This window comes from Chloracidobacterium sp. (assembly GCA_016720705.1).
Classification (GTDB): Bacteria; Acidobacteriota; Blastocatellia; order Pyrinomonadales; family Pyrinomonadaceae; genus OLB17.
Window position 1 is genome coordinate 2054185 of the sequence record JADKKB010000007.1, and the last position, 12869, is coordinate 2067053.

General features: G+C 54.2%; 9 protein-coding genes. 2 read left to right on the forward strand and 7 right to left on the reverse strand.

Going from position 1 to position 12869, the window contains the following annotated elements:
• Positions 1–104: 104 nt before the first annotated feature.
• The 3 genes from IPQ00_16260 to IPQ00_16270 all read right to left on the reverse strand — a co-directional run bounded on the left by IPQ00_16260 (position 105) and on the right by IPQ00_16270 (position 3581).
• Positions 105–926: a hypothetical protein gene (locus IPQ00_16260; GenBank protein MBL0242118.1), complete on the reverse strand. Its 822-nt coding sequence runs from the start codon at positions 924–926 to the stop codon at positions 105–107.
• 181 nt (positions 927–1107) lie between these two features.
• Positions 1108–1629, reverse strand: coding sequence for a carboxypeptidase regulatory-like domain-containing protein (locus IPQ00_16265; protein ID MBL0242119.1), 522 nt, complete (start codon positions 1627–1629; stop codon positions 1108–1110).
• An 83-nt stretch (positions 1630–1712) separates the two neighbouring features.
• Positions 1713–3581, reverse strand: a complete 1869-nt coding sequence (locus IPQ00_16270) for a hypothetical protein (protein MBL0242120.1) — start codon at positions 3579–3581, stop codon at positions 1713–1715.
• A gap of 81 nt (positions 3582–3662) precedes the next feature.
• Between IPQ00_16270 and IPQ00_16275 the strand changes: the two genes are divergently transcribed.
• On the forward strand, positions 3663–4223 hold the full coding sequence (locus IPQ00_16275) for a sigma-70 family RNA polymerase sigma factor (protein MBL0242121.1): 561 nt from the start codon (positions 3663–3665) through the stop codon (positions 4221–4223).
• A gap of 41 nt (positions 4224–4264) precedes the next feature.
• Entirely contained in the window at positions 4265–6985 is a 2721-nt protein-coding gene (locus IPQ00_16280) for a serine/threonine protein kinase (GenBank protein MBL0242122.1), read from the forward strand.
• Between the two features lie 84 nt (positions 6986–7069).
• On the opposite strand, the gene IPQ00_16285 is transcribed toward IPQ00_16280, so the two are convergent.
• The 4 genes from IPQ00_16285 to IPQ00_16300 all read right to left on the reverse strand — a co-directional run bounded on the left by IPQ00_16285 (position 7070) and on the right by IPQ00_16300 (position 12816).
• Positions 7070–8089, reverse strand: coding sequence for a VCBS repeat-containing protein (locus tag IPQ00_16285; GenBank protein ID MBL0242123.1), 1020 nt, complete (start codon positions 8087–8089; stop codon positions 7070–7072).
• Positions 7993–9156, reverse strand: coding sequence for a M20/M25/M40 family metallo-hydrolase (locus IPQ00_16290; protein MBL0242124.1), 1164 nt, complete (start codon positions 9154–9156; stop codon positions 7993–7995). The genes IPQ00_16285 and IPQ00_16290 overlap by 97 nt, the downstream gene beginning before the upstream one ends.
• Positions 9157–9394: 238 nt before the next feature.
• Positions 9395–12493 (reverse strand): VCBS repeat-containing protein, encoded by a 3099-nt coding sequence (locus IPQ00_16295; protein MBL0242125.1) that lies wholly within the window; start codon positions 12491–12493, stop codon positions 9395–9397.
• Complete coding sequence (locus IPQ00_16300) at positions 12490–12816, reverse strand: hypothetical protein (GenBank protein MBL0242126.1); 327 nt, start codon at positions 12814–12816, stop codon at positions 12490–12492. Before IPQ00_16300 ends, IPQ00_16295 begins: the two co-directional genes overlap by 4 nt.
• Between the last annotated feature and the right edge of the window lie 53 nt (positions 12817–12869).

A 12869-nucleotide genomic window follows, 5' to 3' on the forward strand; every position in this document is an offset into this window, starting at 1 on the left:
AATATATCGACTCACTATTTAAGAAAATGAAAAGCGGACGACTGCCCGCCTTTCGCTTTGCCGTGTATCTGCCGTAGTTCAAATACCCGGAATTTGGCCGAAGTTCAATTGCCGGTTAGCCGCATTGTGTAGGCAAACTGGGCGAGTGCGATATTTCTCACAGAAACCTTCATCCCAAGCTTGATGGTCATCGGCTTTCGGTAAAGGCGATTGATGACCGGTTGCGGCAGTCCGAGATCGGCAAAATAGCTGCGAGCAAACCCGCGAGTCGCAGCCGAACTGTAGGCGTCGTAACCGAAGTCAAATTCGCCCGCTACGACCGATTTGTTGGCTATTTTTGTGCCGAAGGCCGATACCGTCAGTACGCCGTTTAGCGGAGCACCGGTGGTTGGGTCCACCGCTGTCGGGTCATTAAGTGCGTCACTCTCGATCCGCAGTGTCGGTGTGTAGCGAACGAATGTCGGCAATACATTGGAATATGTGTTTTCGACCTCGCTGGTCATCGTGTTGTTCAGAATAAAGTAGATGACGTTCTCAGCTGATCTGCCCGGGATCGTGATCCGGCCGATATCTTCAAATGTCGCCGATGATGTCGTCGTGCCCACGGTGTGCGTGAAACAGCGGTCATCGGGGCCGAGCGTGATGCCGTGGTCGCTGAGCAATACAGCAGGGTCACAACTGAAATAGGAATACACGGTGCCGGTCGAGGCGCTGCCGAGAAATAATACGTTCTTTCCAAACGAATCCGGCTCGCCCACTCCGGCCACGGTCAGCAATGCATTAATGGGATCCTGCATCTGTTTTTTTGCATCGGCGATCTCGGCCTTAACGCCATCGCGGTCCGCCTTTCGGTCCGGCTTGTTTTGAGCGGCGACCAGATGTGCGGCGACGAGAGAGATCAATAGAGTCAGTAATACTTTTTTCATAAATTCTCCTTGGATTTCCCAAATATTTTCAAACTAGAACGGTCTTTTTTCACTTCCAAACAACTACGCGGTATTTGTGATCGAACTGGTTCATTTTTTTTATCGCAACACAGTCCACTTGCTTCAGGAAACCGCAAATCGCCATGGTCCGGCTTGTCGCAAAGCTCGTAAGTGTTGTGAATTACTGTCTATTCGGTTCGCTCGAGATGATATCTATATCGGCAGAATTGTCAGTTAAATTCACCAACTGAGGCGTAAAATGAAATTGCTTTGAGTGGACACTGAGGATGACAGTCTGTCCGGCTTCGATATCGTCAAAGCGGAAATAGCCGAAAGATCCGGTGCGCGTCATACGGGTTAAACCTGTTCGGTCGCTAAGGTAAACCATTGCATTTCGCAACCCGTTGCCGTCCGGCGTCAGGACTCTGCCCGAGATCGAAACCCCGGCGGCGGTCGGCGAGAGATCACCCTGCCAAAAACCTCCGTGCACGTCGAACGGACCGCCCGCTGATGTCGTCCCAGCGGCCTGTTGTCCGGTCGTTCCGGTAATGCCAAACGTGCCGCCGCTTGACTGACCACCGCCGCTTGAAACCACAGCCTGCGTCAAGGCGTAGCTACCACCCGACGCGATTTGCGAATAGATCGTAACCGCCGAAATGGCGAGCGAAAATATAATGACCATCGAAAATATTACTCTTTTCATCTACTTCGTCCTCCGATCTTTGTTCTTATAAACTGTGGTCAACAAACGGCATAGACCGTGCTCATTGTTCAATCTCACACCAGTTAAAAGCCGGTGTTGCTACCCTGCGAATTGAGGATGTAAAACTTACCGTCGCCGAGATAAACGAGTTCAACCGAGCTTCCTCTCCCGCCGGTCATTTCTGTCGTTGCCCTCGAGTTGTTGACGTAGATCTGTCCGCCGCCCGTTCCGGCAAACAAAATACTGCCATCCGCCGATGACGCTACTGACCCCCAAAATCGAACGGGTAGTTGCTGAATCCAGGTAATGCCGGAGTCGAGTGACGTGTAGATATAATCGTTTTGTGCGACGGCAACCATTTTCGTGCCGTCCGCGGATAAAGCAACTCCATTCCACGTTTTGATAGGGGTAGATGTCCCGGCCCAAGAAACGCCGGAATCAGTCGACCTGTAGACATTCGTGTTTTCACCAGCCGCGATCAACGTCGTGCCGTCCGCCGATGACGCGACGGATTTCCAACCTCGGTTCGCCTCCCTCGGTGTCCAGGTTACGCCCGAATCAACGGACGTGTAAATTTGTCCGCCCCCAACAATAGCAACCAATTTCGTGCCGTCCGCCGATGACGCGACGGAATACCAACCTCGGTTCGTTTCCCTCGGTGTCCAGGTTAGCCCCGAATCAACGGACGTGTAAATTTGTCCGAATAAAACAACCGCCACCAATTTCGTGCCGTCGGCTGATGATGCGACCGAAAACCAATTTCTATCGGTTTCGCGAGGGATCCAGGTTACGCCCGAATCAACGGACGTGTAAATTTGTCCAAGTTCCGCGGCCGCAGCCAATTTCGTGCCGTCGGCCGATGACGCGACCGAACGCCATTGTCGGTCACTTTCGCGCGGAATCCAGTTCATCCCCGAGTCAGTTGAAGTGTAAATTTTTCCATTGTAAGCGACGGCAACCGCTTTCGTGCCATCTGCCGATGACGCGATCGAGGCCCAATCTCGATTCGCTTCCCGCGGTGTCCACGGCAGATTTGATTGTGTCGAGAGCGGGCGAAGAATTGTCTGCCCGGCATTTATCGTAATCCGCCAACCTGCAGGGTCCGTGTCCGCGTCCGCTATGCGAATGATGTCGCCTATTTGCGGCGCCGTCGGCAGGTTTATTGTTACCAGACTGTTGCTGTTGATCAGATACCCGTTATTTCTTTCGGCTTGCTGATCGCCCCCGATGACATTCCACTTGAATGTTCCAACGACATTTGTAAGTTGAGAGCCGTTGCCGTTAACCTGAAGGTAATTTCCCGCCGAAACTCCGCCCAGATTATTGGAATTTATTGCTGTGGTTGCCGTTTGCGCTGTAACTGAGGTTTGAGCGGTAGCCGCGTTCATCGCATTCGCTGCATTCGCAACCGTTCCGAATACCTTGTTGCCGTCAAGACCAACGATATGTGCATCAGTGATACATTGGTTGCAAACGGATGACATCGCATCCGCAGTTTGTGCTTCACTAGCTTTATTGGCCTGAATAGCAAACGGCGCCGTATTGATCTGTTGTCGAGGTGTGAGAGTGTTGTATGCGCCTGTGCTTGCTCCCGGGCGAACGGCGATCTCGAGCCACTTGTCCACCTGATCTTGAAACGGGAGTGAGCCGAAGTCGAGCGAAACTGTGAGGATACCGTTGGTCACAACGACATCTTGCAGGTCCATAACCGTTACGTACGCCGTGCCGCCGGTCGCTGCGTCAAAGAGCTGCAACTTCAAATCGTATTGACCGTTTGCCGGAATGCCAGTGTCGGTCAGCTTTCCTTGATATGTGAATGCAGTCGTCTGGGCGTGAGCAACTCCGCTCTCGATCGCGATAAAGGTCACCGCTAAGGTCATCGCAAAAAATATAACTCTTAGACGGTTTCGATTCCGAAAGGCTCTCGACAGGACGTATCTCAGATCATTCATAATTCCTCATTTGGGAAACGCAAATTTTTACTTCACCCAACTACGCGAGAAATCTGATAAAATCGGGTCAATCTTTTTCTTATGGCGAATGAAGTCACCCAGCTTTTGCAGCAGATCGGACAAGGGGATAGCTCCGGCGATCAAGCTGCGCTGAATCGGCTTTTGCCGATCGTTTATGACGAACTCCGTCGTCTGGCTTCGAGCTTTCTTCGCCGCGAGTACGCGGTCTCAATGCAAACGACCGAACTCGTCCACGAAGCGTACTTCAAACTAACAAATCAGCGGGCCGTCGATTGGGAAAATCGCGGCCAATTCTTCGCCATCGCCGCCCAGGCGATGCGGCGGATACTGATCGACGCCGCCAGAGAAAGGATGTCATTAAAGCACGGTGTCCAAAAAGTTTCGTTGGATGATGCCCCGCAGATCTCCGTGGAGATGAATCAAAACCTGCTCGAACTCGACAATGCCTTGAAAGAGCTCGAAGAATTTGACCCGCAGCAGTGCCGGATCGTCGAACTCCGATACTTCACCGGCTTGACGATCGAGGAGACCGCGAGCGTTCTGAGTCTGTCGCCCTCCACCGTAAAGCGCGAGTGGATCATTGCTCGTGCCTGGCTCCATCAAAAGATCGATGGCAAATGAACCGATTCGACACTCTTTTCCGCGTAGTTGATTGAAAAGCAATGGACACGGCAAAATGGATACAGATCAAGGATACTTTTTGGGTCGTTCTCGAACTGCCGCTAGCGGAACGCAGTGCGGTTTTGGATACGACCGGGCCGGAAATACGAAGCGCCGTCGAGAAGATGCTGGCGTCGCACGAGCAAGCCGAAGGCTTCATTGATAAACCCGTTCTGGTTCAGCAAGGCATTGCCATAGATGACGCGAGTGACGAGTATCTCGGCAAGACGATCGGTCATTACCGGATCAAAAAAAGGATCGGTGCCGGCGGAATGGGCCTGGTCTATTTGGCCGGAAGAGAGGATTCTGACCAACTGGTCGCGATCAAACTGATCAAACGGGGAATGGATACGGAAGCTATCCTTAAACGTTTTCTGCTGGAACGACGGATACTCTCAAGACTCACTCACCCGTTCATTGCACGTCTGCTCGATTCCGGCCAAACCGATGATGGACTGCCGTATTTCGTGATGGAGTACGTCGAGGGATTGCCGCTGCTCGAATATTGCGATGACCAACGAATGGGTGCCAGGGAACGCCTCGAACTATTTCGCCAGATCTGTTCGGCAATAAGTTACGCGCATCAAAACCTGATCGTCCACCGTGACCTCAAGCCGTCGAACATCTTAATTACAAACGACGGGACGCCGAAGCTGCTAGATTTCGGCATTGCCAAACTGCTCGAGACCGAGTCCGAAAATACGGCAACACAAGCCCGGATCTTTACACCGGAATACGCTTCGCCCGAGCAGCTAAATGGCATGCCAATTACGACTTCGGCGGATGTCTATTCGCTCGGTGTCGTTTTATATGAGCTTTTGAGCGGCACACGGCCATTCAGGTCACAGACCCGCAACTTTACGGAGATCACCAATAAGGTTCTGACGCAAGCACCGGTTCGCCCGTCGTCGGTCATCAGCGGTGAGCCAAGTTGGCCGTTGGCCAGACACACTGTCGATGACGATGTTAAACCGCAAATGGAAGCGGGCAAATTCCACATTTCGCCAGCCGACATTCGATATCTTAAGGGCGACGTCGACAACATTATCCTCAAAGCACTCCGCAAGGAACCCGAGCGGAGATATGCATCGGTACAGGATCTTGCGGAAGATATCCGGCGAAATTTGGTCGGATTGCCGGTGACGGCAACCGCGGATTCGCGAACCTATCGGGCGCGTAAGTTCGTCAAACGCCATTCTACCGCGGTCTTTGCCGGATCCTTTATAGTGCTGACGCTACTGCTTGCAACGTCGGTCACGTCGTGGCAAGCGATCGTCGCCCGGCGTGAGCGCGATAAATCCGAGCGGCGTTTCGATGATGTTCGGAAACTGTCCAATTCATTTTTGTTTGAATTTGATGATGCGATCCGGAATTTGCAGGGGGCGACACCGGCTCGCAAACTGGTGATCGACCGGGCATTGCCGTTTCTGAATAGTTTGGCGGAGGAATCTGACGGCGATGATTCGCTGCAAAACGAATTGGCAGAGTCCTATCGCAAACTCGGTGAGATCCAGGGCCATCCGTACTTTGCAAACGTCGGCGATGTCGCCGGCGGCATCCTGAGCTTTCGCAGATCCATTGATATCGGCGAAAAGCTCGTCAGTCGCAACCCGACTAACCAAGAATATAAAATAAATCTATCAAAATACTACGATATGCTCGGCGATATGTATCTCGCGGCAAGCTACGACACGCCAGACGCATCTGCAAATTACCAAAGAGCCTTAAAGCTGCGCGAAGAGTTGCGTGATCAAAGCGCCGATGACCCGCTAATTTTGGAGAGTCTAATGGTCAGCTATGAACGCGTCGGATATATCAAAGCGAAAACGGGCGAATTAGCCGCGGCGATCAATAACTTTCAGGCGTCACTCGCCATCGGCGAACGTCTGGCCGCGTCGCAACCGGCAAATAACAGGTTTCAGCGTGACCGTTACGTTTCCTATTCTGAGATCGGGCGGGTTTTACACTCCGACGGAAAATATAGGGAGGCGATAGAGCAGTTTGATAAGGGCCGAACGATCGTTAAGGACTTAATGGCCGGTCGTCCGAATGATGTAGATCTGCCGCGAATGGGCGGGATCTTCGATGATCTGTCGGCAAACGCTCACATCCAACTCGGTGAGTTCGCCGCGGCGACTTCGCTTTCAAATAATGCCCTTGCCGCTCGCGAAAAGCTCTTTGCCGCAGATCCGACAAATGTACTGGCTTTTGGGGATCTGACCGTCAGTCTCGATACGGCGGGCGATCTGCGTGTCAAAGCGGGCGATGCTGCCGGGGCACTAAAACTATTGCGCCGCTCGCTCGCGATGCGCGAGGCGGCACTTAAGCAGGATCCGACAATGACGCTTGCCAAGCGTTATATCGCCATCAGTCACAACAAGATCGCTTTGGTGTTTCGCTCGCAAAACGACCTACCTATGGCTCTCAACGAGCACAGAGCGGCTTTGAACATAAATCGTGAATTAGCCGGTGCCGACCCGACTAATCTGGAACTGCGTCGCGAGCTGTCCGTTTCATTACAGGGAGTCGGCGAAGTACTCGGCCTGATCGCCGTTAAAGAGCGTGATCGGATAAAATGGACGCAAGCCCGCGAACTGCTCGACGAAAGCCTCGGCATCTACGGCGAGATGAGTGCCACCGCCCGTTCGTTCGGTGCGGACGTCGGGAAGATCCCCGAGCTCAAGGCATTTATCGAAAAGCACGAACCACTCTTTACGAGCTAGAGCGATCGGCAAACCAATATACATCGACCAAAAAAAATTGGCCCGCCGGAGATCGGCGAGCCATTTCTATTTCTATAATCGGCACTATTGCCGCACAAACACGTTGGGGACGGGCAGATCTCCCGTCTGGCCGAATTGTTGGATCAGCGTGCCGGCGGTCGAGCGGTTGACGTACCACGTCGAGTTGGACGGCCGAAATACACCTGCGTCGGTTTTGCCGTCGCCATCATAATCGCCGGGAACCGGGATGTCTGTACCGGAACCGAACGGGAATGAGTAATAGCTGCCGTCCTCACTCCGGAGCACGAACCAACTACTGGTCGACGGCCTGAAAAACGCAAGGTCTGCCTTGCCGTCACCCGTAAAATCGCCCGTGACCGCTTGGTCGCCCGTCTGGCCGAATTGATACGCCGTCAGTCCGCCGGTGCTCCGGGCGATCCACCATTCGGATACCGAGGGTCTGTACACGCCGATGTCTGCCTTGCCGTCGCCGTCGATATCCGAGGCGATCGGGGCGTCACCGTTTGCACCGAATTGGGTGATCGTCGTGCCGCCGGACGACTTATTGATATACCACGTCGCGGTGGACGGACGAAAAATCGCTACGTCCGCTTTACCGTCACCGTCAAAATCCGCCGGCATCGTCACATCACCGCTACTGCCGAAGGGGAATGCGTAAAATGACTGATCCTCACTTCTGAGAATGTACCAAAATCCGGTCGAAGGCCTGAAAAACGCGAGGTCTGCCTTGCCGTCACCGGTAAAATCGCCGGGCGTCAAGACGTCGCCCGCGGCGCCGAATTGTGCCGCTCCGTTGCCTCCGTTGCTGCTCTTGGCATACCACCATTCGTTCTGGCCGGGGCGGAAAACGGAAAGGTCCGTCTTACCGTCACCGTCAAAATCAAACGGCGATCGCCGCGTCGATACAAATGAACCCTTGCCGAGTTCGGCGACGTACGACAGTGCGAGCTTGGTAAATTTCAGAGCGTGATTTGCGTTGTCGCCGCTCAGGTTGATCTTGTCATTCGCCGAGTGAATGGCGGCGTTGTCGTCGTTGAATGTCGATTCAAAGGGAACGACGCCGGGTAGCTCTTGTTGTGCCACGAGGCGTGATCCGAACAAGCATAGCCACAGGTGGACGTCCCGACGACCATCGTCGGCTGATATGCCGTGATCAGATCGCGGACAAACTGGTTTTGGGCCGCGTTTGTATAGTCCGTGAAAATGACGATGTCGTTGCCGAGCGTGCCCTTATAGTTCGTCATATCCATCTGCATCACGCCGACGACGTTAGCGTTAGCGTTTTTATACTCGGTGGCGATAGCGGCCGAGCCTTTAAGCCCGACTTCCTCGGCCGCGTACGCCATGAACTTGATGGTGCGGTTGGGCCTAAAGTTTTTTGCCATCATCACGCGGATCGTCTCGGTCAGACACGCTATACCCGACGCATCATCGTCAGCACCCGGTGCTGAGAGAGTCTGGCCGCCGGTGTTGATCGAGTCCTGATGAGCTCCGAGCACGATGATCTCGCTCGGCAAGGTCGTACCTTGGATCGTCATAATGATCGACGGCTGAGGCGAGGTCGCGACCGGATGCGTATAAAAATCGACCGTTACGTCGTTGCGTCCGGCGGCGAGAGTCGTCCATTTATTCTTGATCCAATTGGCCGACTCGGTTCCGCTGGGTTGGTTATAGCGGCGATTGGGAAATGCCGAAAGGTCGAGGATCGTCTGGCGATTTTGAAGTTCGCTGGCCTCGGCGTGCATCGCGTTGACGACCGCCGCATTGTCGATCGTATAGGCTATCAACTGTTGCTGTGCATTAACGGCTTTTAGCTCATCGATGGAGGCAATTGCGGCTTCCTCGGTCGGATGGGCGATATAGCCGCTGCATTTGTGAAAGCTCTCGTGCATCGACCTCGACAGCGCCTCCATCTGCGCTTCGTTCAAACGAACGACCGCGATGCCGTCTTTGACGGTGCGCACATCGATATCTCTAAGCCGCGTTTCGTCCGTACCGAGCGACTTTTGAATATGCGAAAGCTCAGCATTATCAACAGTTACCCAATAATCAAAACGGTCGGCCTGCGAATTGCCGGCGTAAAACAGAACACCCGCCGCCACACAAACCAAAACCGCCACAAGGCCAAAGAACTTATATTTTAGAGACATTTATTTCGTATCAGACCATTCGGATCAGTTAAGAAGATATGAGCGCCGTGACACCTGACTATACATTATATAAATACGACTTTTCAATAGACTTTTCCAGTAAATGGCGTCCGACAAAAGCACCCCGTAACCGTTAAGCCGCGGGGTGCTTTGCTGTGCTCGATCTATCGGCGGTGATTTTACGGCCGGTCTCAGATTACGACGCCTCCCATTGTAACCGCCGCGTTCCGTAAAAGCGTCAGCGTACGAACGCACTCGGCACGGGTTGGTCTCCCGCGATGCCGAATTGCTGTATCAGCGTGCCGGCGGTCGAGCGGCTTGCGTACCAGGTTGCGGTCGATGGCCTGAAGACAGCGGCATCGAACTTTCCATCACCGTCATAGTCACCCGGCGACGGCGTATCGCCGGTCGAGCCAAACGGGAATGAGTAGAACGAGAAATCCTCGCTTCGGAGAATGAACCAGAATCCCGTGGATGGCCGCCATAGTGCAAAATCGGCCTTGCCGTCGCCGGTATAGTCGCCGACGACCGCCTTGTCGGTCGGGTTTCCGAACTGCAGTCCACCGGAGCTTCCGTTCGAGCTCTTGATCCACCACCACTGTCCGAGTGAGGCACGCCAAACGGCAATGTCGGCTTTCGAGTCGCCGTCGTAATCCGCCGCGACCGGTTGGTCCCCGGTCAGGCCAAATTGCTGGATCGTCGTTCCGCCGGTTGACTTGCTGATGTACCAGGTCGCCGTTGCAGGACGGAAAACAGCAGCGTCGGCCTTGCCGTCGCCGTCAAAGTCGGCCGGCGTCGGGATATCGCCATTTGATCCGAACGGGAACGAATAGAACGTCGAATCTTCGCTGCGGAGTACGAACCACATTCCGGTTGACGGTCGCCAAAAGGCGATGTCCGCCTTGCCGTCACCGGTAAGATCCGACGCGACGAGCCGATCGGTCGATGTGCCAAACTGCGTCGCATAATTGCCGCCGTTCGAACTCTTGAGGTACCACCATTCGCCGGGTCCGGGCCGGAATATCGAAATGTCGGTCTTCTTGTCGCCGTCAAAATCGAAAGGCGTCTTGGTTGACGGTGCCGCTTGGTTAACAGTAAACGTCTGTCCGGCGATAGTCAGCGTTCCTTGCCTTGCGAGACCCGTGTTTGCCGACACGGCCCACGTGACAGACGCCGGCCCGGTGTAGTTCGTCCCGGAACTCACAGTGATCCAGGCCGCATTGCTGGCTGCTGTCCATTGGCAACCTGCTCCGGTCCCCACGGACATCCCGTCGTTCGGCGTTCCGCTCGCGGGATAGCTCGCAGTCGAGTGGCTGAGGGGATATGTGCAGCCATTATTTTGCGAGATCAAAAAGCTCTGTACCGCCGTTCCGGTCCCGTTGTTATATGTGATATTGATCAGGCCGTCACGCGGCGGACTCGGGTTTGCCGCGACCGTATAATTTACGGTGCCGCCCAGCACGCTAGTGACGTTGATCCATGCGACATTGCTCTGGGCGGAGTACGAGGAGCAACCGCTGGAATAGATGACCGTAAAATTGCCGGGTCCGCCGCCGAGTGGTGCCAAAATGTCGGTTGGACTAAATAACATATTGCCGCAGGCATTCTTTGCCAAGGAAAACTCGGATGTGTTGCCATTGACGTCGGTCGCCGTTGCGGTCACCCAGGAGCTCACATTGCTCCGCGCAACCGTGAAATTCAGCCCTGTAAACGTAGCGTTTCCGGCGGCGTTGGTGTTTACCGTCGTCGCCCCGAGAAAGTATCTGCCCTCGCCGTAACCGGTTGAATCAACGCCGTCGTTGCCGAAAAACTCGAGCGTAAAGGCCTGATTAGGCGTCGAGTTTAATGTGCCACTGAGCGATACTGAGCTTGCCTGAGCGTTGACATACGTAATTACAGGGAAATTTTGAAGATTGTTCGGGCCGCTGTCGCCGTCGCCGGCGTCATTTGGCGTTACACCGGCGGGAGCCAGATCAATGCCCATACCGTCATTGGAGAACATACGATTTCGTCTGAATGCGTTACGAATACCGGCGTCCGCTTTGATGCCGAGAGCATTAAATGCGATCAGATTACCTTCACCCGTCCCGGTACCGCCTGCCTGATTATCGTACGTTCCGTTTCCGAAATAGATTCCCGCCAGAGCATTGCCGAGATCGCTGTTGCCGCCCGGATTGGTGCCGATCAGATTGCTCTGGATGACGTTGTTTGACGTGTTGGTATCAGAAATATATATGCCATAGCCGCCATTTGAACTGATCACATTGCCGAAACCAGGCAGTCCGACACGGTTAATAGTGCTGTTGATAAAATCCGCGCTGTCGCCTGCACCCTGAGAGAAAGCGACCCCGCTCAATGAGTTTCCAAGTGCGCCGCCGCCGCTTTCGTTAGTGCCGATGTTGTTCCAAATGATCCTGTTGCTGACGGCCCCGGCGCCGATGATCGAAATACCGTCGCTGTTGTTGCCGCTGATCACGTTCTTGGTCGTGCCGCCGGTATCGCCGATCACGACTCCGATCGTGTTTATGAGCGTTATGCCCGGCCCGCCATTACCATTGTCGGTCACGCCATCGCTGGTGCCGATGAGGTTGTTGAGTATATCGATTCCCTGATCCGGAAATCGGTCGCCGACGGGCGAGGATTCGATCCTGATCCCGCTCGCTCCATTCGCGTAGATCCGATTGCGATGTTGCGGTTGGTCGCCGCCGATCCGAGTGTTTCGGGAATTTGTGGTCGGCGATCCGCTCTGGTAGCCAAGGTCGATGCCGTACGTGCCGTTGTTATGTATATCGAGGCCCTCAAAGATGGCTCCGCTTGTGGCAAAAGCGTGAATTCCGCAGGCCGGAAAGTTGCGAATTTCCATATTGCGGATCTGTGAACCCGAGAATGTGGACATATAGATGCCGCAATAACCGGAGCCGAGTCCGGTGCCGTCGAGGATGATCTTGCTGGTACCGGTCGTCCCGTCGATGTCGTCGTTTTGGCCAAGCGAGATCGACGCGTTGATCGGCACGGTCATTCCGCTCGCAAAAACGATATCGTCAGCCGAATTGATCCCGACTCCTGCCGTGGCGAGCCACAACGAAGCTCCGCATGGCCCCGGCAAAGCCGGTACAAAGGTTGCCCCGCTTATCTGATTTTTCTCTCCGGTCGAGAGGGCTCGCGACATCGTCCCTTCACCGAGAAGAGCGGCTTCCTCAAGCGTCAAAACGCTGTCGCAATTGTTTCCGGGTCCGACCCAATTTACGGTGAGTGTCGCACCGGCGTGAGCCTTAGCGGCAAAACTAACTATAACGAATATCACCGCAAGCGATGCGACCAACGTTTTCGTCTTCATATTAACCTTCTCCCCTCTAAGCCTTTTTCCGCGTTGATTGCCGCGAGCGTGGTCACATTGCCGCCGGCATTCCACTCTGAAAGTGATGCAAGACAGACCAGCATCTGCAAGTTTTCGGTCTCGAAGTAATGGATGGCTCCGGCGTCGATCAACCGATATATTTGCCGCGTGCTAAGCCGCAGTACTTTGGCGGCATTTTCGGCCGTAATCATCGGCGAAGCGTCGGGGCACACCGAGCAACTGTGAGATCCGGTACCGTCAGCGCGTCTCACGCGCCAGATCTCGCGCTGTTCGAATGTGACTTCGAAGTGTGATGTCTTCATATTGCTCTTTCAACGAAAGCAATTGTGTGATATTTAAGTGTTGTTGTAGTTAA

Bases quoted from the DNA above. Each gene is read 5' to 3' on its own strand.
- IPQ00_16260 (MBL0242118.1), bottom strand. From the start codon at position 926: ATGAAAAAAGTATTACTGACTCTATTGATCTCTCTCGTCGCCGCACAT.
- IPQ00_16300 (MBL0242126.1), bottom strand. From the start codon at position 12,816: ATGAAGACATCACACTTCGAAGTCACATTCGAACAGCGCGAGATCTGG.
- IPQ00_16290 (MBL0242124.1), bottom strand. From the start codon at position 9,156: ATGTCTCTAAAATATAAGTTCTTTGGCCTTGTGGCGGTTTTGGTTTGT.
- IPQ00_16270 (MBL0242120.1), bottom strand. From the start codon at position 3,581: ATGAATGATCTGAGATACGTCCTGTCGAGAGCCTTTCGGAATCGAAAC.
- IPQ00_16295 (MBL0242125.1), bottom strand. From the start codon at position 12,493: ATGAAGACGAAAACGTTGGTCGCATCGCTTGCGGTGATATTCGTTATA.
- IPQ00_16265 (MBL0242119.1), bottom strand. From the start codon at position 1,629: ATGAAAAGAGTAATATTTTCGATGGTCATTATATTTTCGCTCGCCATT.
- IPQ00_16275 (MBL0242121.1), top strand. From the start codon at position 3,663: ATGGCGAATGAAGTCACCCAGCTTTTGCAGCAGATCGGACAAGGGGAT.
- IPQ00_16280 (MBL0242122.1), top strand. From the start codon at position 4,265: ATGGACACGGCAAAATGGATACAGATCAAGGATACTTTTTGGGTCGTT.